The following is an 18,672-nucleotide window of genomic DNA, read 5'->3' on the forward strand; positions in this document are numbered from 1 at the left end:
GCGGAGACCTATATGAGTAAGAAGGACGACGGCGTGAACGAGCGCATGTGCATCGTGACGCGCGAAAGCGGCGAGGCGGATGATCTGATCCGTTTCGTCGTGGGTCCCGACGGAAACGTCGTGCCGGACCTCAAGCGTCAGCTTCCCGGACGTGGTTGCTGGGTGAAGGCGGAACGGGCGATCGTCGAAAAGGCGGTTGCCAAGAAGCTCTTTGCTCGCGCCCTGAAGGCGGAGGCCAAGGCAGGGCCGGAACTCGGCGCCGAACTGGACCGGCTTCTGGCGGCCCAGCTTGGCGGCATGATGAACATGGCGCGCAAGGCGGGCCAGTTCATCACCGGCTCGACCAAGGTGGACCAGGCGGTGCGCTCACTGGCTGCGCTGGCTGTCTTCCATTCGACGGATGCGGCCGAGGATGGCGTGAGAAAGATTGACCAGGCGCGCAAGGCGGCAAGCTTCCTGCGCGACGACGAAATGGAAATACCCTCCTTCAAGCTCTTTTCGGAGGGTGAATTGGGGGGGCTTTTGGGCCAGAATGCTTTTATCCATGCCGCAGCGCTTGCAGGGCAGGCGGGTGAGGGTGTAGTGAAGCGCGCAATCATGCTCGAAAAATACCGGGGCGGCGACCGGTTGAGAGCACATGGCGGCGCTGGCCAGCCAAACCAATGACGCGGTCACCGGCTTTTTGCCGGCAGAAACCGCATTGGATGAACACTATTGAACGACAGGGCTCGGTGATACGCATCCGGCTCTGATCTTAGGAACGGAACGGAATGACCGAAAACAATGACGACAAGACGATCAACGTGGCAGGCAAGAAGACCCTGACGCTGAAGCCCTCGGGGGTTCAGCAGGGGACGGTGCGCCAGGACATGGGTCGTGGCCGCACCAAGGCCGTTGTGGTCGAGACTCGCAAGCGCCGCATCAACCGTCCGGAAGACGAACGCCCGGTGACGCCCGTCACCCCGGTGCAGCGCGCTCCCGAGCCGCAGCAGACCCGCCCTGCGCCGCAGCAGTCGCGACCGGTGCCGCAGCATCAGCAGCGCTCCGAGCAGACCCGCCCGCGTGTCGGCGTCGTTCTGAACCAGCTTTCTGCCGATGAGGTCGAGGCCCGTCGCCGCGCGCTTGCTGAAGCGCAGATCCGCGACGCCGCCGAAGCGCGCCAGCGGATCGAGGATGAGGCCCGCCGCAAGGTGGAAGAGGAAGCTCGCCGCAAGGTCGAGGAAGAAGAGCGCATTCAGCGCGAGAAGGAAGAGGCCGAGCGCCGCGCCAGCGAGGCCGCCGCCCCTGCTCCCGTCGAGGAAGAGGTTGTTGCAAAGCCGGCAGCAGCGCCAGCCGCCGCCGAAGCACGCCCGCAGCCGGTCCGTACGCCGGTTGCCGCGCCCGGTGCCGTTCCCGGTCGCCGCCGTGAAAACGATGAGGACGAAGACAAGCGTCCGCGTGGCGGTGCTCCCGCGAACCGGGGCGCCGTCAAGCGTCCGGAGCCTGCGAAGGTGCCCGCCCGTCCGAAGGCCGACGACGGCCGCCGCCAGGGCAAGCTGACGCTGACGACCGCCTCGACCGACGAGGACGGCACGCAGCGCGGCCGTTCGCTCTCGGCCATGCGTCGCCGCCAGGAGAAGTTCAAGCGCTCCATGATGCAGGAGACGCGTGAGAAGGTAATGCGCGAAGTGATCTTGCCGGAAACCATCACCATCCAGGAACTGTCGCAGCGCATGTCCGAGCGCGCCGTCGACGTCATCAAGTTCCTGATGAAGGAAGGCCAGATGATGAAGCCCGGCGATCTGATCGACGCCGACCTGGCTGAACTCATCGCCGTCGAATTCGGCCATACCGTCAAGCGCGTGTCGGAATCCGACGTCGAAGAAGGCATCTTCAACGTTGCCGACGAAGACGGCGACCTGGAGTCCCGTCCGGCGATCGTGACGATCATGGGCCACGTCGACCACGGCAAGACCTCGCTGCTCGACGCGATCCGCCATGCAAACGTGGTCTCCGGCGAAGCCGGCGGCATCACGCAGCATATCGGCGCGTATCAGGTCGAGAAGAACGGCAACAAGATCACCTTCATCGACACCCCCGGCCACGCCGCGTTCACCGCAATGCGTGCCCGTGGTGCGCAGGCGACGGACATCGCGATCCTCGTGGTTGCAGCCGACGACAGCGTGATGCCGCAGACGATCGAGTCCATCAACCACGCCAAGGCGGCGGGTGTTCCGATCATCGTAGCGATCAACAAGATCGACAAGCCGACCGCGGACGCCCAGCGTGTTCGCACGCAGCTTCTGCAGCACGAAGTCTTCGTTGAATCGATGGGCGGTGAAACGCTCGACGTCGAAGTCTCGGCCAAGAACGGCACGAACCTCGACAAGCTGCTCGAAGCGATCCTCCTTCAGGCCGAAATCCTCGACCTCAAGGCGAATCCGAACCGCACGGCAGAAGGCGTTGTCGTCGAGGCCGAACTCGACCGTGGCCGCGGCGCCGTCGCAACGGTTCTCGTCCAGAAGGGCACGCTGACGCCTGGCCAGATCATCGTGGCTGGCGACCAGTGGGGCCGCGTTCGCGCGCTCGTCAACGACAAGGGTGAACACGTCAAGTCCGCAGGTCCGTCGACCCCGGTCGAAGTACTTGGCCTTTCGGGCACCCCGGCCGCCGGCGACAGATTCGCCGTGGTCGAGAACGAAAGCCGTGCCCGCGAAATCTCGGAATACCGTCTGCGCCTCGCCCGCGAGAAGCAGGTGGCGCGCCAGACCGGTTCGCGCGGCTCGCTCGAGCAGATGATGAACCAGCTGCAGTCTTCCGGCCTCAAGGAGTTCCCGCTGCTCGTGAAGGGCGACGTGCAGGGTTCGATCGAAGCCATCGCCGGCTCGCTCGAAAAGCTCGGCACAGACGAAGTCCGGGTGCGCATCGTGCATTCCGGCGCCGGCGCCATCACCGAGTCGGACATTTCGCTCGCCGAAGCGTCGGATGCCGTCATCATCGGCTTCAACGTCCGTGCAAACGCGCAGGCCCGTAGCCTCGCCGAACGCCAGGGCATCGAAATCCGCTACTACAACATCATCTACGATCTGATGGATGACGTTAAGGCGGCCATGTCGGGCCTGCTTTCGCCGGAACGCCGCGAAACCTTCCTTGGCTATGCCGAAATCCTCGAGGTGTTCAACATCACGAAGACCGGCAAGGTCGCAGGTTGCCGCGTCACGGAAGGCAAGGTCGAGCGTGGCGTTGGCGTTCGCCTCGTACGCGACAACGTCGTCATCCACGAAGGCAAGCTCAAGACGCTCAAGCGCTTCAAGGACGAAGTCTCGGAAGTCAATGTCGGCCAGGAATGCGGTATGGCCTTCGAGAACTACGAAGACATCCGTGCGGGCGACCAGATCGAATGCTTCCGCGTGGAGCATATTACCCGTACGCTGTAAGCGGGCGGCGATCAGATCATCATGCGAGCGCCGGACCTTTTCGGCGCTCGTATTTTTTTGAAGGTGACGACCATGACAAAAGCAACATCCTCGGCGCCGTCGCAACGCATGCTGCGCGTGGGCGAGCAAGTGCGTGCGGCGATCACCCAGGTTCTCCAGCGCGGCGAGGTGCGCGATCCGCTGCTGGAAAAGACCGTGATTGCCGTTTCGGAAGTGCGCATGTCGCCCGACCTCAAGCACGCCACGGCCTACGTGACGCCGCTCGGCGTCAAGGACCATGACGCGGTGATCGAGGCGCTGAACCGAAATGCGAAATTCATCCGGGGCCGTCTCGGCCCGCAGCTTCGGCAGATGAAGTACATGCCCGACGTGCGCTTCCGCGACGATACGAGCTTCGACAATTACAAGAAGATCGACGAGCTCCTGCGTTCGCCGGAAGTTGCACGGGATCTCGGAGCCGACGACGGCGCCGAAGACCAATAATTTCAGGATACAGATGTCCAGACCCCGCAAACCCAAGGGCCGGCCGGTTTCCGGCTGGCTTATCCTCGACAAGCCTTTCGATTTCGGCTCGACGGAGGCCGTCGCCAAGATCAAGTGGCTCTTCAAGGCGCAGAAGGCGGGCCATGCCGGCACGCTCGATCCGCTTGCCTCCGGCATGCTGCCGATCGCGCTGGGTGACGCCACCAAGACCGTGCCCTACGTCATGGATGGCCGGAAGATCTACGAATTCACCGTGACCTGGGGCGAGGAGCGCTCGACGGACGACCTCGAAGGCGAAGTCACGCAGAGTTCCGACAAGCGCCCCACCGCCGACGCCATCAAGGCGATCCTCGGTGAATATACCGGCGTCATCCAGCAGATCCCGCCGCAGTTTTCCGCGATCAAGATCGCCGGCGAACGCGCCTACGATCTGGCCCGTGAGGGCGAAGTAGTCGAAATCCCCTCGCGCGAGGTGGAAATCCACCGCCTCACGCTTCTTGGCTGCCCGGACGAAAATACGGCCGAGTTCGAAGTCGAATGCGGCAAGGGCACCTATGTGCGTGCGCTTGCCCGCGATTTCGGCCGCCAGCTCGAGTGCTACGGCCATATTTCGGGCCTGCGCCGCACCTTCGTCGCGCCCTTCGGCGAGGATGACATGGTGCCGCTTGCCGACCTGACGGCGCTTGAGGAGATCGAGGATGAGGCCGAGCGGCTGGCCGCGCTCGACGCCTTCATGATCGATACGGGTGAAGCGCTTTCCAGCCTGCCGCAGATCGTCGTCAACGACGACCAGGCGCACCGGCTGCGGATGGGCAATCCGATCATCCTGCGCGGCCGGGACGCACCGGTTGCGGCCGATGAGGCCTATGCCACCGCGCGTGGTAAGCTGGTTGCGATCGGCGAGATCGGCGGCGGTGAATTCCGCCCGAAGCGGGTCTTCGCAGGCTAAGGCAACTCCCGAAAAGTATGCAGCGGTCCCGCATATAAGTGATTTTAGAGCGTTTTCGTGTTTCGCAGAAATGCAAAAACGCTCTAAAGTCGCAGGACGGAACCAATGGCTGCCGACTTGATTTCACCACAAGCGACAGGCTCTATGGCTCCGCGAGGTTCGTTCAAGCGCGGGCCAGGCGGCCCATTGCCGCGACGGCTGGCGCTGGGTGAAGGGGAGAAGGGGCTGGCCGTTGACGACTGCGCCGACTGACAGGACGGTGTCCGCCAAGGATGCGGCTGAGAGTGCTGCTACCGTTCCGACCCGTCGGCGCATGCATCATCCCGTCGTCTTCTATCTCGTCTGCCTCATCCTTGTCGTCGTCATCCCCGCCTTCCTTTTCTCCATCATCGTCCTGAAGCGCACCACCGAGGCGCAGGAGCGCACATTCGAATCGCTGCTGCGCACGTCGACCAGTGCTGTGAACCGCGCCGTCGAACGCGAAATCTCCGGCATGTTCTCGACGCTCAACCTCCTGTCGATCTCGGATAGCCTGCAGGCGGGCGACTATGCGGCCCTGCATGGGCAGGCGACGAAGGCGCTCGAAGGCACCGATACCTATTTCGTGTTGATCGACCAGTCGATGCACCAGCTCTTCAACACGCGGGTTCCCTATGGCACGCCGCTGAATGCCGCCTCCGAGACGGTTTCGGCGGGCCTCGCCTTCGCGCGCAACGAACGCATGGTGTCCGATCTCTTCTTCGACAAGACGGCGCAGCAATGGGGCTTCAACGTCTATCTGCCGATGCGTCTCACCAATGGCCGGTATGTGCTGCTGGCGATGACGAAGAACGCCGAGGCGCTGCGGCGCGCCGTCAATCCCGATGTTCTTTCTCCCGGCTGGAACGCGGCGGTGCTCGACACCGCGGGCACGGTTATCGCCTCGACGGGTGAGAACCAGAAGGCGGGAGAGCCGTTCTTCCTGCGCGTCGTGCCCTCGCTGCGCCTCGGCGTCAGCACGATGCGGCAGGGCGGCGTCAACTACCAGGTCGTCACCGAATTCTCCTCGCTCGCCGGCTGGCGCATGATCGCCTGGGCGAAATCGTCCGATGTGCAGGCGCCGGCGGTTTCCTCGTTCCTGTGGCTGACGATCGGTGGCGCCGTCTTTGCGTTCCTTGCTACGTTGAGCGCAGTCGGCATCGCCCGCGTTCTTTCGCGGGACGTGCGCCTTTTGGCGCAGGATGCGCGCCGGCTTGGTCAGGGCGAGCGGGTCGCGGCGCGTCCCTATGCGATTTCGGAGCTGGAAACCGTATCGCGCGCGCTGGCCGAGGCGGCCGATGCACGCGTCAAGGCGGAACACGAGGTGCGTTTCCTGATGCGCGAGGTGGCGCATCGCTCGAAGAACCAGCTTACCGTCATCCAGGCAATGCTCAATCAGTCGGCGGCCGGGGCAGAAAATCCCGGAGACTTCGCCGAAACCTTCCGCAAGCGCGTGGCGGGTCTTGCCCGCTCGACGGACCTGATGATCGACAATGCGACGCAAGGCGTGAACCTTGCGGAGCTGGCGAGGAACCAGCTGACCCCGTTTACGCCCGCCGATGCTTCGCGCGTGCGTATTGCCGGCCCCGCCGTGCTGCTCGACCCGCAAGCTTCGCAGACACTCGGCATGGCCCTGCACGAGCTATCGACCAATGCCACGAAATACGGCGCACTCGCCAACGAGGCCGGCATCGTTTCGTTGAGCTGGGTGACCTCCGGCGATACCCTGAACCTTGTCTGGCGCGAAACCCGGGCGACGATCGACAAGGAGGCCATTGCTGCAAGCCGCAAGGGTTTTGGCAGCGTGGTGCTGGAACGCATGCTCGGCATGGCGCTCGATGCGACGCTGGACTTCACCGTGCATGACGATGGGATCGAGTGGCGCGTGATGATCCCGCTTGCGCGCCTGCGCGATCTGGATGCCCATCAGGCGGGTTCCATGCAATGATGACGGCAGCGCACCACCCAGATCTCTCCTGCAACGGGTGTATTTCATGACGTTCTGTTTGCGCATGGCGGTGGTCCTGGCCGCTCTTTCGGGCGCTCTTGCTTCCACGCCCGCCGCCGCGGCCGATGCGTGCCTTGTCGACGATCCGACCGGCTCGCCACTCAACGTGCGCTCGGCGCCGAACGGAACGATCCTGACAACCCTTCAGAACGGGGCGCGTGTCGATGTGGTCGACGAGATGAAGCTTGGCGCGAAGCGCTGGCTCTTCATCGCGCAGCAGGGGGAACGGGTCGGCTGGGTGTTCGGCGCCTATGTCGTTTGCCCCAAGGGTAGCGGTGCGCGCGAGGCTCCGCCGAGCCAGCCGGCGGACCGGCGTTAAACGGCCGGAACGGGCCATTTACGACGGGCCTTCCATTTCAGCAGGGAATGGTTTATAGGCACCGCCAGCAATGGGGCCTGGCCTCCTTGCCTTCACGGCCATTGCTGGACGACATCCCGGCTTTTGGCGACCTTAAGTTCTCCATTCATGAAAGGACATACGATGTCGATTACTGCTGAGCGCAAGGCTGCGCTGATCAAGGAATATGCAACTGTCGAAGGCGACACCGGTTCCCCGGAAGTCCAGGTTGCGATCCTGACCGAGCGCATCAACAACCTGACCGGCCACTTCAAGGACCACAAGAAGGATAACCATTCCCGCCGTGGTCTGCTGACGATGGTTTCGAGCCGCCGCTCGCTTCTTGACTACCTCAAGAAGAAGGACGAATCCCGTTACAGCAAGCTGATTGCTGCCCTGGGCATTCGCCGCTAAGCAATTCCGGCGGGCGTTCTTCGTGAGCGCCCGCCGCTTTATTTCGCGGAGCAGATGCTCTGCCAGACGTTTTGCATGTGCCGGTTGCGACCGCCCTCGTGAAACGCATTTTCCAGCAGGCCGGGTGGGCCGGCCCTGCGGAACCAACCGATGACCTGTCATGGGGCAGGATTGCAGGATGCTTCAGGCGCGCGCCTGCCGTCGGCCAGGCTCGAAAAAGCCTTTGCCCGCGGACATCGCGGCCAGATCCGGAAGCCTCCCGTTGTCTTGCCCATGATGCGTCATATAGCGGATAGACCACCTGCGCCTTACAGGCGGCGGTGCGCGTATCTGCCAAGAAGGACAAGATATGTTCGATACCCATACGGTTGAAATCGAATGGGCGGGCCGTCCGCTCAAGCTGGAAACCGGAAAGATCGCCCGTCAGGCTGACGGCGCTGTTCTCGCCACCTACGGCGAGACCGTCGTTCTCGCCACCATCGTTTCCGCCAAGGCGCCGAAGCCGGGCCAGGATTTCTTCCCGCTGACGGTCAACTACCAGGAAAAGACCTACGCCGCCGGCAAGATCCCGGGTGGCTACTTCAAGCGCGAAGGCCGTCCGTCGGAAAAGGAAACGCTGGTTTCCCGTCTGATCGACCGTCCGATCCGCCCGCTTTTCCCGGAAGGCTACAAGAACGACACGCAGGTCGTCGTCACGGTCATCCAGCATGACCTCGAAAACGATCCCGACGTCCTGTCGATGGTAGCAGCTTCCGCAGCGCTGACGATTTCCGGCGTTCCCTTCATGGGCCCGGTCGGCGCCGCCCGCGTCGGCTACATCAATGGCGAATACGTCCTGAACCCGCATCTCGACGAGATGGATGAGTCCGTTCTCGACCTCGTCGTTGCCGGCACGCAGGACGCCGTCCTGATGGTGGAGTCGGAAGCCAAGGAACTCAACGAAGACGTCATGCTCGGCGCCGTCATGTTCGGCCACAAGGGCTTCCAGCCGGTCATCGATGCGATCATCAAGCTCGCTGAAGTGGCTGCCAAGGAACCGCGCGACTTCACCCCGGAAGATCATTCCGAACTCGAAGCCGAAATGCTCGGCCTTGCCGAAACCGAACTGCGCGCCGCCTACAAGATCACCCAGAAGGCTGATCGCTACGCTGCCGTCGACGCCGTCAAGGCCAAGGTGAAGGCACACTTCTTCCCGGAAGGCGTTGAGCCGAAGTACACCGCTGAAGTCATCGGCGCCGTCTTCAAGCACCTGCAGGCGAAGATCGTTCGCTGGAACATCCTCGACACCAAGAGCCGCATCGACGGCCGCGATCTCGACACCGTTCGTGCGATCGTCTCGGAAGTCGGCATCCTGCCGCGCACCCACGGCTCGGCCCTGTTCACCCGCGGTGAAACCCAGGCGGTTGTTGTTGCGACGCTCGGCACCGGCGAAGACGAACAGTACGTCGACAGCCTGACCGGCATGTACAAGGAACGCTTCCTGCTGCACTACAACTTCCCGCCCTATTCGGTCGGTGAAACGGGCCGCATGGGCTCTCCGGGCCGCCGCGAAATCGGTCACGGCAAGCTCGCCTGGCGCGCTATCCGTCCGATGCTGCCGACCGCGGAACAGTTCCCCTACACGCTGCGCGTCGTATCCGAGATCACCGAGTCCAACGGCTCGTCCTCGATGGCAACGGTTTGCGGCACCTCGCTCGCTCTGATGGACGCCGGCGTACCGCTGGCCAAGCCGGTTGCCGGTATCGCCATGGGCCTGATCCTTGAAGGCGAGCGTTTTGCGGTTCTCTCCGACATCCTCGGCGACGAAGATCATCTCGGCGACATGGACTTCAAGGTTGCCGGCACCGCTGACGGCATCACCTCGCTGCAGATGGACATCAAGATCGCCGGTATCACCGAAGAGATCATGAAGGTCGCGCTCAGCCAGGCGCAGGGCGGCCGCAAGCATATCCTCGGCGAAATGGCCAATGCCATCTCCGAAGGCCGCAGCCAGCTCGGCGAATTCGCACCGCGCATCGAAGTCATGAACATCCCGGTCGACAAGATCCGTGAAGTCATCGGCACGGGCGGCAAGGTCATCCGCGAAATCGTCGAAAAGACCGGCGCCAAGATCAACATCGAAGACGACGGCACGATCAAGATCGCGTCCTCTTCCGGCAAGGAAATCGAAGCGGCCCGCAAGTGGATCCACTCGATCGTCGCAGAACCGGAAGTCGGCATGATCTACGAAGGCACGGTCGTCAAGACCGCCGACTTCGGCGCCTTCGTCAACTTCTTCGGCCCGCGTGACGGCCTCGTGCACATCTCGCAGCTCGCTCAGGAGCGCGTTGCCAAGACCTCCGACGTCGTCAAGGAAGGCGACAAGGTCTGGGTCAAGCTGATGGGCTTCGACGAGCGCGGCAAGGTTCGCCTCTCCATGAAGGTCGTCGACCAGGCGACCGGCAAGGAAGTCGCTGCCGAGAAGAAGGGTGACGGCGAAGCCGCCGAATAATCGGACCCTTACCGATCAAAGGGGGCGCGGAGCGGCACGTTCCGCGCCCCTTTTCTTTGACAGATCTTTTCCCTCCGCCGAAAGCCGCCCATGACCCGCGACGCCCTGAAAACCCTGTTCCATCCCTTTGCAGCCGACACGCTTGCCATGCCGGGCGAGGAGGAGCGCTATCTGTTCCTCGGCGCAGAAGCCGGGCAACGCCCGCCGGAAGGTTTCGGCGCGACCATCGATGCGGTTCAGCCGCAGCGTGCGCTCTATCGCGGGCTCGAAGCCATGCGCGTGCCGGTCAAGCCCACCATCGAGGGCGAGGACTATGACGGTGCGCTCATCCTGATCAACAAGCACAAGGGCGAGAACGAGAACCGTATCGCCGAGGCGCTGCGCCGCGTGCGCACAGGCGGCCTGATCGTCGTTGCCGGCGGCAAGGAAGACGGCATCCAGTCCATGCGCAAGCGCCTGGACCAGCTTGGCCTGACAGGCGACTACATGCCGAAATACCATGGCCTCGCGATCTGGTTCGCCCGGCCGGAAGATCCTTCGGAAGCAATCGCCAAGCTCGCGGCAAAGCCGGTGCGCGTCGCCGGCCGCTTCACCGCTGCCCCCGGCATGTTCTCGCATGACCGGATCGACGAAGGCTCCGAACTGCTCGCCACCCGCATTCCGGAGGATTTCCACGGCCATGCCGCCGATTTCGGCGCAGGCTGGGGCTATCTCTCGGTCATGCTCGGCGGCCGCGCGCCGCAGGTGAAGGGCATCGACGTGTTCGAGGCCCATCACGATGCGCTGGAAGCAGCCAAGGAAAACATGGCGGAAAACTGCCCGAACATTCCCGCCCGCTACTTCTGGTTCGACCTCACCGCCGAGACGCCGCGCGATCACTATGACCTCATCGTCATGAACCCACCCTTCCACGAGGGGCATGCCGCCGACCATTCTCTGGGTGCCGGCATGATCCGCATGGCGGCGAAGTCGCTGAAATCCGGTGGCCGCCTGCTGATGGTCGCCAACCGTGGCCTGCCCTACGAGCCGGTGCTGAAGGAAGCCTTCAAGGAAAGCGGCGAAGTCTGCCGCAACGCCCGCTTCAAGGTCCTGTGGGGCAAGCGCTAAGGCGCTTGCCGGCGCTTTCGCAGCCGGCGGGCGAGCCCGAACGGGGCCGATTGCCATTTTCCTGAAAGAGGTCCACGATCATCGGATCGTTCTCGTTCAGGAGACCCGTAATGGCTTTTGGACCGGCTAGACCGCCGATGATGGAAGATGTGGCGGAAGTTATCGCCAAGGATGTGAAGGAAGGGGAGGGGCATACGCCGCCCTCCGAAGTGCCGATCGCCTTCATGAAGCGCGGCGCAGACGGCAAGCCGCTCGAAATGAACCCCCGCGTGCGCATGCTGCTGCTCGGGGTTCTGGCGGCGGTAATCCTGCTCGTCGTCGTTCTGACGGCACTCTGATCGATAGAAAAACGGCGCGAAGTGCAGGACTTCGCGCCGTTTGTGTTACTCGCTGTCGGCCTGGGCGAGGCGTTCCAGCGTCGGCATGGAGGTGATGTTGTAGCCGGCATCCACATAGTGGATTTCGCCGGTCACGCCGCTCGAGAGATCCGAGAGGAGGTAGAGCGCCGAATTGCCGACGTCCTCGATGGTGACGGTGCGGCGCAGCGGCGCGTTCTTCTGCTGCCAGGAAAGCATGGCGCGGGCGTCCGAAATGCCCGCACCGGCCAGCGTGCGGATCGGGCCGGCCGAGATCGCGTTGACGCGGATGCCCTGCGGACCGTAGTCGCCGGCGAGGTAGCGCACGGAGGCTTCCAGCGCCGCCTTGGCGACGCCCATGACGTTGTAGTTCGGCATGAGGCGCACCGAGCCGCCATAGGTCAGCGTCAGCATCGAGCCGCCGTCGGTCATCAGGCCGGCCGCACGCTTGGCGATCTCCGTGAAGGAGAAGCAGGAAATGACCATCGTGCGCGAGAAGTTGTCGCGCGAGGTGTCGGCGTAGAGGCCCTTCAGCTCGTTCTTGTCGGAAAAGCCGATGGCGTGAACGACGAAATCGAGCTTGCCCCACTTCTCCTTGATCGCGTCGATCGTTGCGTCGACGGAGGTAATGTCCTCCACGTCGCAGGGAATGACGAAATCGGAGCCGAGTTCGGCGGCGAGCGGCTTCACGCGCTTGCCGAGCGCATCGCCCTGGTAGGTGAAGGCGAGTTCCGCGCCCTGACCTGCAAGTTTCTGTGCGATGCCCCAGGCGATGGAGTGGTTGTTCGCGACCCCCATGATGAGGCCGCGCTTGCCGTTCATGATCCCCGTCATGCGTGTCATCCGTTATGGCGCTGGAAGACCAGCGTGGCGTTCGTGCCGCCGAAGCCGAAGGAGTTGGACAGGATCGTGTCGATCTTGGCATTGTCGATGCGCTTGCGAACGATCGGCACGCCGTCGAATTCCGGGTCGAGCTCGGTGATATGCGCGCTTTCGCCGATGAAGCCGGCCTGCATCATCAGGAGGCCGTAGATCGATTCCTGCACGCCGGCAGCGCCCAGCGAGTGGCCGGTCAGCGACTTGGTCGACTGGATGTGCGGAATCTTGTCGCCGAAGACTTCGCGGATCGCACCGATTTCCTTCGAATCGCCGACGGGCGTCGAGGTGCCGTGCGTGTTGATGTAGTCGACATCGCCCTTCACGGTGGCAAGCGCCTGGCGCATGCAGCGCACCGCGCCTTCGCCCGACGGAGCGACCATGTCGTAGCCGTCCGAAGTCGCGCCATAGCCGACGATCTCGGCATAGATCTTGGCGCCGCGGGCCTTGGCATGTTCCAGCTCTTCGAGAACCAGAACGCCCGCGCCGCCGGCAATGACGAAGCCGTCGCGGCTGATGTCATAGGCGCGCGAGGCCGTGGACGGCGTGTCGTTGTACTTGGAGGACATGGCGCCCATGGCGTCGAACAGGTTCGACATGGTCCAGTCGAGGTCCTCGTGGCCGCCGGCGAACATGATGTCCTGCTTGCCCCACTGGATCATCTCCGCGGCATTGCCGATGCAATGGGCCGAAGTGGAGCAGGCCGAGGAGATCGAATAGTTGACGCCGTGGATCTTGAACCAGGTGGCGAGCGTTGCCGATGCCGTCGAGGACATCGCCTTGGGCACGGCGAACGGGCCGATGCGCTTGGGCGAATTGTTCTTGAGGGTGATCTCGGCAGCCTCGATCAGCGTGCGGGTGGACGGACCGCCCGAACCCATGATGATGCCGGCGCGCGGATTGGCGGAATAGACCGCCTCTTCCAGGCCGGAATCGGCGATCGCCTGCTTCATGGCGACATGGTTCCATGCGCCGCCCTGCGAGAGGAAGCGGGCCGCGCGACGATCGACGAGGTCGGTCGTATCGATGTTCGGCGAGCCCCAGACCTGGCACTTGAAGCCATGATCGGCGAAATCCTGCGAGAAGCTGATGCCCGAGCGCGCATCGCGCAGCGATGCGGTGACTTCGTCAGCATTGTTCCCGATGGAGGATACGACCCCCAGACCCGTGACAACAACCCGTCTCATGATGTCTGACCTTTTCTGTAATCGTCTCGTTGTGAAAGCGGGGCGCTACCGCCCTCAGGCTTCCTTGTCCTTCGACAGGCCGACGCGCAGGTCGCTTGCCTGATAGATGGTCTCGCCGTCCGCCTTCAGCCAGCCGTCCGCCGTGCCGAGCACGAGGCGGCCGCGCATGACGCGCTTGAAGTCGATGCCGTATTCGAGCAGCTTCGTCTCCGGGCGGACCATGCCCTTGAACTTCACTTCGCCGGTGGAAAGCGCCATGCCGCGGCCGGGCTCGCCGAGCCAGCCGAGGAAGAAGCCGGTGAGCTGCCACATGCCGTCGAGGCCGAGGCAACCCGGCATGATCGGGTTGCCCTGGAAGTGACAGGGGAAATACCAGTCGTCGGGCTTCACGTCGTACTCGGCGCGGATATAGCCCTTGTCGAAGGCGCCGCCCGTTTCGGAAATGTCGGTGATGCGGTGGACCATCAGCATGGGCGGCAGAGGAAGCTGGGCATTGCCGGGGCCGAAAAGCTCGCCGCGGCCGCAGGCCAGAATTTCCTCGTAGTTGTAGCTGGATTGCCTGGTCGTCATCGAATGTCTCATCCCGGTCTTGAACAACGCTTGGTTCGCGTTCGTTTTAGAGGAGGCGTAGTGCGAATTGAAGCACCTCGACCCCTCCCTTTTTGTCGCCGCACCCGGCATGGGCGCGACATTAATTCAGCAGTCCGCATACATGATGCTTGCGGTGACAGCCAGAGCAAATTGCCCATACGAAGGTAAAGGCCCCGGTTTTTCCGCCTGTTGCGCGCCTTTTGACTGCCGCAATCCTATTGAATCCCTGCACTGCTAAAGTTATATCGAAAGTTCAAGATTGTTGTTCAAGGCCAGACAAGCGGATCCGTCACCCATGACGCATGCACATGAGTTGCCCATCGAAGAGCGCCTGCGCCATTCCGGCCTGCGCCCGACGCGTCAGCGCGTGGCCCTTGCCGACCTGCTGTTCGCCAAGGGCGACCGGCACCTGACGGTTGAGGAACTCCACGAGGAGGCGGTGACAGCCGGTGTCCCCGTCTCGCTGGCAACCGTCTACAACACGCTGCACCAGTTCACCGAGGCAGGCCTCATTCGCGTTCTGGCGGTCGAAAGCTCGAAGACCTATTTCGACACCAATGTGTCCGACCACCATCACTTCTTCGTCGAAGGCGAAAACCACGTCCTCGACATTCCGGTGAGCAATATAGCGATCGGCAACCTGCCGGAGCCGCCGGAAGGCATGGAAATCGCTCACGTTGATGTGATCATTCGCCTGCGTGCGCGCAAGGGCTGAACCCTCTCGTTACATCACATCGTCGGGATGACGGCCGGGCCGTGGCTTGTAGATCGGAAAACGCCAGCCGAATCGCAAGGCCCCGCCGCGCACGATGAAGGCCGCGCCGATGCCGATGGCCGACGCCGCCCAGAGTGGCGCGCCGGCGACCGTCGCGGCGGTGAAGGCCGCCGAGCCGATGAGCGCCGCCGTGACATAGACCTCCGGCCGCAGCAGTACGGAGGGCTCGTTTGCAAGAAGATCGCGGATGATGCCGCCGAAGCTCGCCGTCAGCACGCCTGTCGTGATGGCCACGGTCGGCGAGCCCGTTGCGGCATATCCCTTGGCTGCGCCCATCACGCAATAGGCCGAAACGCCCATGGCGTCGAGCCAGAGCAGCAGGCGGTAGCGTGACTCGATGCGGTGCGCGAGCACGAAGACGACGAGCGCGACGACGATGCAGACGATGAGATAGGTCGGGTTCACCACCCAGAAGACGGGCGTGGCACCCAGGATCACATCGCGGAACGTGCCGCCGCCGATGCCCGTGGCTGCCGCCAGGAACAGGAAGCCGATGATGTCGAGTTGCTTGCGCGAGGCAGAAAGGGCGCCGGTCGCGGCAAAGACCGCGACGCCCGTATAGTCGAGCAGTTCGAGTAGCGGCACGTTTTCCCTCCTTTGCCGGCCCGCATCGCAGGCCAAGCTTCGCGACAGCTATGCCGCAGTAGAGTGCGCGCGCCGGCAGAATCAGCGCCGGGCGCGGTCCAGCCGCATAATGACCGAATCGCTTGCCATGGAAAGGTTCGAGAGATGGCCATCCGCATGAGTTTCCTCGCGCTCCTCTGCGCCACCCTCGTTTCGACCGCGATGCCGGTCCGCGCGGCCGAGGTCGTGCCGGATGCGCTGGCCACCGTTCAGGCGGAAGTTGCCCAGCGCTGCAAGACGGCGGTCTATGGCGAGGATTTTGCCGCCGATATCGATTTCAACAATGACCGCCTCGTCGACGCGATCTTCAATCTCGGCGCAGTCAATTGCGATGGCGTGCCGGGCGGCCTGTGCGGCGATGTCGGCTGCCCGCACGAATTCTACATCCGCGTGGCCGAAGGCGGCTATTTCCGCGCCGCCAATGCCGATCTCTACGGCTACGAGATGAAGAAGCGCTTCGGCAACATGGTGCTGGAATTGAAGGCGAATGCCGCAAGCTGCGGGCGCGACGACGACAACTATTGCACGATGACCATTCGCGTGCGCGGCGCCCGTTTCGAGATGATCTCGAAAAAATAGACTATTGCGGGAAGAAGGCGTGCGTCCGGCCGGCGAGATAGTAGAAGAGCAGGCCCGTCCATTCCCGCGCCGCCGTCGTCATCAGCTGGCTGTTCGTCGAGGGCTGGGTGAGGTCGAGCGCAAGGCTGGCGCGGCCGGTCGTGCGGTAGTCCGTCGGCCAGGGCAGTACCTCGAGGCCGAGCTTGCGGAAAAGCCCGACGGAGCGCGGCATGTGGAAGGCCGAGGTCACCAGCAGGCAGCGCTCGAGGCCGTTTTCCTTCAGTAGGTCCTGCGTGTTTGCGGCATTTTCGAATGTATCGCGTGACTCGGTATCGCGGACGACCCGGGTGGCGGGGACGCCAAAGGTCTCGAAGAACCGCGTTCCCACGACCGCATCCCCCTCATAGGTACCCCTCAGCGAGCCGTCGCCGCCGGAAATCAGGATGCGCGCCTGGGGAAACTGCTGCGCGAGCCGCAGGGTCTCGATGAAGCGGTCTCCGGCCTGGGTCATCTCGAAGCCTCCACGCGCCGCGATGATCTCCGTTTCGAAGCCGCCGCCGAGTGTGATGATGCAGGCCGGCCCGCCCGCAGGAAGCGTGGCGCGGGCAAAGCGGTCTTCCAGCGACTGCAGCAGCACTGAGCCGGTCGAGGTGAAAAGCGTCACGAACAGCAAGAGCGCTGCGGCCACGCTCGCGAAGGTCCGGACGCGGTTCCATTTCAACAGTCCGGCCAGAAGGCCGGCCAGCAGCAGCAGCAGGGCGAGCGATAGCGGCTGGGCAACCAGCCAGAAGATCTTCGAAATATAGAAGGTCACGCGCTGCTTGCCCTCGTCATTGTCGTCATGCCCGCGCCGGAACCGGGGCCGCCGTCTTGCCGCGCCGCAGATAGAGGATGCCCGCCGCCAGCGCAACGCCGGCGGCCAGAACCGCAATGGCGATGAACGGGCGGTAGGCGATCCAGGCGATGGCGATGACGGCCGGTCCGATCAGGAGGGTGAAGATGAGTGCGATCGCCGTCGTGCCGAAGCGCACGATCGAGCCGACGAAGGGCACGATATCGGCAATCACCCCGAGGATCGACAGGATGAAGGCGAAGCCGACGAAGATGCCGAAGAGCCCGCCGACCCGGATGAGCCAGGTGATGATCGTGTTCTCGCTCTGCGCCGCATCGAACATGGCGGCAGCATCGACGAGGCCGGCATCGCTGAGGAAGAGATCGCGGCCGTTCGTCGTCTTGTAGGGCGTCAGGCCCGTGCCGCGCTGCGCGCCGATAAAGCTTGCCTCCGCAATGTCGGAACGTTCGAAGCGGATGCGGATGTCGCCGACCTGCGGGTCCTGCGGATCGAAAGAGAAGACGGCCTGGCCGCCAATCGTCGAGACGGGCTTGCCGAGCGTGACGGCCTCGCCGAGGCGGTTGGCCTCGACGGCGGTGAGCGGCACGGGGCGTTCTTCACCGAGCCGGGCGACCGCGCGGCCGTCGATGCTGTAGGCGCCGATCGTCGCGGAGGGAACGGCAAAGCTCGCGTCGTTGATCGGCTTTTGCGGATTGTCGTGGCCCGACTGGCGGAAGCTACCGGAGCCGACTTCGTTGCGCTTCCATTCCTTGTGATAGGAGTAGGTGGTGACGGTCTCCTCGCTGCCGCCGAGTTGCTTGCGCGTCTCGGATTTCGAGGTTTCGACCCACTGGTACATCTCGACTATGCGCTCGAGGCCGGCCGCGCCCTCCGCCGAAATGCCGAGCACATCGTCCTGCGGCACGCCGACCGGCTTCACGGGCCCGGAAACATGCACGAGCTTGCCGTCATTGACCGGATCGACATTGCCATTGTCCACGGAGACGACGAGGCCCGCACCTTCGACGAGCGCGCGATAGGTCTTCACGGAGCGGCCTTCGTTCCAGAAGAGCAGCCAGATGCAGGCGATCAGCAGGATGAAGCCGACGACGATCTTGATTAGCGCGCCCTTCAGCCTGGAGAACCAGGAGGTGGTCGTCGTTTCCGTAAAGCTCATATTGTCCCCCGACAAGCCTGCGTCCATGCGTGAGACGCCTGAGAAGCCATGCTTATTCGCGGTCCCTGAACTGCGCAAGCAGGGAACATTCGGCAGGACTGTCCGTTTGTCGGGCACAGGAATGGGAGCACGTCCATGACCGACGAACGCGAAGACAAAATCCGCAAGCGCGCCTACGCACTCTGGCAGCAGGAAGGGGCGCCGGAAGGCAAGCCCGATGACCACTGGTATCAGGCGGAGCGCGAGATAGATCGGGGCAACGGCGAGATCGAGGGCGACGATGTGCCGAACCTTGCCGCGCTGCGCGAAGCCGTCCGCCAGCACAACGACGCCTTCATCGTGAAAACCGACCTGGAAGACGCCGACCAACGCGAGGCCGCCCCCGGTACGCGCGAACAGCCGTAAAACCGGTCGCCGTCTATCTGTTCTGCCTGAAGGGAAGGTTTGGTGGAGCTAAGCGGGGTACGAAAACC

19 protein-coding genes are annotated in these 18,672 nt (G+C 63.5%); 13 read left to right on the plus strand and 6 right to left on the minus strand.

The features are described 5' to 3' along the window. The first annotated feature begins 12 nt into the window (after positions 1-12). The 10 genes from WA950_RS02845 to WA950_RS02890 all read left to right on the plus strand — a co-directional run bounded on the left by WA950_RS02845 (position 13) and on the right by WA950_RS02890 (position 11,561). Complete coding sequence (locus WA950_RS02845; protein WP_424550166.1) at positions 13-666, plus strand: RNA-binding protein; 654 nt, start codon at positions 13-15, stop codon at positions 664-666. Between the two features lie 104 nt (positions 667-770). Then, a complete protein-coding gene (gene infB, locus WA950_RS02850) occupies positions 771-3,416 on the plus strand; it encodes a translation initiation factor IF-2 (RefSeq protein WP_424550167.1) in 2,646 nt (881 codons plus the stop codon). Between the two features lie 72 nt (positions 3,417-3,488). Continuing rightward, the gene (gene rbfA / locus WA950_RS02855) at positions 3,489-3,899 is read left to right on the plus strand and encodes a 30S ribosome-binding factor RbfA (protein ID WP_424550168.1); all 411 of its coding nucleotides are present in this window, start codon (positions 3,489-3,491) and stop codon (positions 3,897-3,899) included. A gap of 13 nt (positions 3,900-3,912) precedes the next feature. Beyond that, positions 3,913-4,848: a tRNA pseudouridine(55) synthase TruB gene (gene truB, locus WA950_RS02860; RefSeq protein WP_424550169.1), complete on the plus strand. Its 936-nt coding sequence runs from the start codon at positions 3,913-3,915 to the stop codon at positions 4,846-4,848. Between the two features lie 232 nt (positions 4,849-5,080). After that, positions 5,081-6,814, plus strand: coding sequence for a sensor histidine kinase (locus WA950_RS02865; RefSeq protein ID WP_424550170.1), 1,734 nt, complete (start codon positions 5,081-5,083; stop codon positions 6,812-6,814). 46 nt (positions 6,815-6,860) lie between these two features. Beyond that, the gene (locus WA950_RS02870) at positions 6,861-7,193 is read left to right on the plus strand and encodes an SH3 domain-containing protein (protein ID WP_424550171.1); all 333 of its coding nucleotides are present in this window, start codon (positions 6,861-6,863) and stop codon (positions 7,191-7,193) included. Between the two features lie 162 nt (positions 7,194-7,355). Continuing rightward, the gene (rpsO, locus tag WA950_RS02875; RefSeq protein ID WP_424550172.1) at positions 7,356-7,625 is read left to right on the plus strand and encodes a 30S ribosomal protein S15; all 270 of its coding nucleotides are present in this window, start codon (positions 7,356-7,358) and stop codon (positions 7,623-7,625) included. A gap of 349 nt (positions 7,626-7,974) precedes the next feature. Next, positions 7,975-10,116 carry a polyribonucleotide nucleotidyltransferase gene (pnp, locus tag WA950_RS02880; RefSeq protein WP_424550173.1) on the plus strand — a complete coding sequence of 714 codons (2,142 nt, stop codon included), beginning with the start codon at positions 7,975-7,977 and terminating at the stop codon, positions 10,114-10,116. A 90-nt stretch (positions 10,117-10,206) separates the two neighbouring features. After that, a complete protein-coding gene (locus WA950_RS02885) occupies positions 10,207-11,223 on the plus strand; it encodes a class I SAM-dependent methyltransferase (protein ID WP_424550174.1) in 1,017 nt (338 codons plus the stop codon). A gap of 110 nt (positions 11,224-11,333) precedes the next feature. Beyond that, positions 11,334-11,561, plus strand: a complete 228-nt coding sequence (locus tag WA950_RS02890; protein ID WP_424550175.1) for a hypothetical protein — start codon at positions 11,334-11,336, stop codon at positions 11,559-11,561. Between the two features lie 45 nt (positions 11,562-11,606). Here the strand turns inward: WA950_RS02890 and fabI are convergent, their stop codons facing one another. From fabI to fabA, 3 genes are read right to left on the minus strand one after another with little or no spacing between them, the layout of a single operon-like run. Further along, entirely contained in the window at positions 11,607-12,413 is an 807-nt protein-coding gene (gene fabI / locus WA950_RS02895) for an enoyl-ACP reductase FabI (RefSeq protein WP_424550176.1), read from the minus strand. A 5-nt stretch (positions 12,414-12,418) separates the two neighbouring features. After that, a complete protein-coding gene (gene fabB, locus WA950_RS02900) occupies positions 12,419-13,642 on the minus strand; it encodes a beta-ketoacyl-ACP synthase I (protein ID WP_424550177.1) in 1,224 nt (407 codons plus the stop codon). A 54-nt stretch (positions 13,643-13,696) separates the two neighbouring features. After that, positions 13,697-14,212, minus strand: a complete 516-nt coding sequence (fabA, locus tag WA950_RS02905) for a 3-hydroxyacyl-[acyl-carrier-protein] dehydratase FabA (protein WP_306033667.1) — start codon at positions 14,210-14,212, stop codon at positions 13,697-13,699. A gap of 316 nt (positions 14,213-14,528) precedes the next feature. Between fabA and irrA the strand changes: the two genes are divergently transcribed. Continuing rightward, positions 14,529-14,948, plus strand: coding sequence for an iron response transcriptional regulator IrrA (gene irrA / locus WA950_RS02910; protein ID WP_424550178.1), 420 nt, complete (start codon positions 14,529-14,531; stop codon positions 14,946-14,948). Positions 14,949-14,957: 9 nt separating this feature from the next. Here the strand turns inward: irrA and WA950_RS02915 are convergent, their stop codons facing one another. Next, entirely contained in the window at positions 14,958-15,593 is a 636-nt protein-coding gene (locus tag WA950_RS02915; RefSeq protein ID WP_424550179.1) for a trimeric intracellular cation channel family protein, read from the minus strand. A gap of 144 nt (positions 15,594-15,737) precedes the next feature. On the opposite strand from WA950_RS02915, the gene WA950_RS02920 reads away from it, so the two are divergent. Then, positions 15,738-16,211: a hypothetical protein gene (locus WA950_RS02920; protein WP_424550180.1), complete on the plus strand. Its 474-nt coding sequence runs from the start codon at positions 15,738-15,740 to the stop codon at positions 16,209-16,211. A 1-nt stretch (position 16,212) separates the two neighbouring features. Here the strand turns inward: WA950_RS02920 and WA950_RS02925 are convergent, their stop codons facing one another. Together WA950_RS02925 and WA950_RS02930 are read right to left on the minus strand one after the other, a co-directional pair. Then, complete coding sequence (locus tag WA950_RS02925) at positions 16,213-17,004, minus strand: YdcF family protein (protein ID WP_424550181.1); 792 nt, start codon at positions 17,002-17,004, stop codon at positions 16,213-16,215. A 25-nt stretch (positions 17,005-17,029) separates the two neighbouring features. Continuing rightward, the gene (locus tag WA950_RS02930) at positions 17,030-18,199 is read right to left on the minus strand and encodes a TMEM43 family protein (RefSeq protein ID WP_424550182.1); all 1,170 of its coding nucleotides are present in this window, start codon (positions 18,197-18,199) and stop codon (positions 17,030-17,032) included. 87 nt (positions 18,200-18,286) lie between these two features. On the opposite strand from WA950_RS02930, the gene WA950_RS02935 reads away from it, so the two are divergent. Then, on the plus strand, positions 18,287-18,604 hold the full coding sequence (locus tag WA950_RS02935; RefSeq protein WP_424550233.1) for a DUF2934 domain-containing protein: 318 nt from the start codon (positions 18,287-18,289) through the stop codon (positions 18,602-18,604). Positions 18,605-18,672 lie beyond the last annotated feature (68 nt).

Origin of the sequence: Shinella sp. (assembly GCF_049651085.1) — a bacterium.
Lineage (GTDB): Bacteria > Pseudomonadota > Alphaproteobacteria > Rhizobiales > Rhizobiaceae > Shinella.

Bases quoted from the DNA above. Each gene is read 5' to 3' on its own strand.
- WA950_RS02845 (WP_424550166.1), top strand. From the start codon at position 13: ATGAGTAAGAAGGACGACGGCGTGAACGAGCGCATGTGCATCGTGACG.
- infB (WP_424550167.1), top strand. From the start codon at position 771: ATGACCGAAAACAATGACGACAAGACGATCAACGTGGCAGGCAAGAAG.
- rbfA (WP_424550168.1), top strand. From the start codon at position 3,489: ATGACAAAAGCAACATCCTCGGCGCCGTCGCAACGCATGCTGCGCGTG.
- truB (WP_424550169.1), top strand. From the start codon at position 3,913: ATGTCCAGACCCCGCAAACCCAAGGGCCGGCCGGTTTCCGGCTGGCTT.
- WA950_RS02870 (WP_424550171.1), top strand. From the start codon at position 6,861: ATGACGTTCTGTTTGCGCATGGCGGTGGTCCTGGCCGCTCTTTCGGGC.
- rpsO (WP_424550172.1), top strand. From the start codon at position 7,356: ATGTCGATTACTGCTGAGCGCAAGGCTGCGCTGATCAAGGAATATGCA.
- pnp (WP_424550173.1), top strand. From the start codon at position 7,975: ATGTTCGATACCCATACGGTTGAAATCGAATGGGCGGGCCGTCCGCTC.
- WA950_RS02885 (WP_424550174.1), top strand. From the start codon at position 10,207: ATGACCCGCGACGCCCTGAAAACCCTGTTCCATCCCTTTGCAGCCGAC.
- WA950_RS02890 (WP_424550175.1), top strand. From the start codon at position 11,334: ATGGCTTTTGGACCGGCTAGACCGCCGATGATGGAAGATGTGGCGGAA.
- fabI (WP_424550176.1), bottom strand. From the start codon at position 12,413: ATGACGGGGATCATGAACGGCAAGCGCGGCCTCATCATGGGGGTCGCG.
- fabB (WP_424550177.1), bottom strand. From the start codon at position 13,642: ATGAGACGGGTTGTTGTCACGGGTCTGGGGGTCGTATCCTCCATCGGG.
- fabA (WP_306033667.1), bottom strand. From the start codon at position 14,212: ATGACGACCAGGCAATCCAGCTACAACTACGAGGAAATTCTGGCCTGC.
- irrA (WP_424550178.1), top strand. From the start codon at position 14,529: ATGACGCATGCACATGAGTTGCCCATCGAAGAGCGCCTGCGCCATTCC.
- WA950_RS02920 (WP_424550180.1), top strand. From the start codon at position 15,738: ATGGCCATCCGCATGAGTTTCCTCGCGCTCCTCTGCGCCACCCTCGTT.
- WA950_RS02930 (WP_424550182.1), bottom strand. From the start codon at position 18,199: ATGAGCTTTACGGAAACGACGACCACCTCCTGGTTCTCCAGGCTGAAG.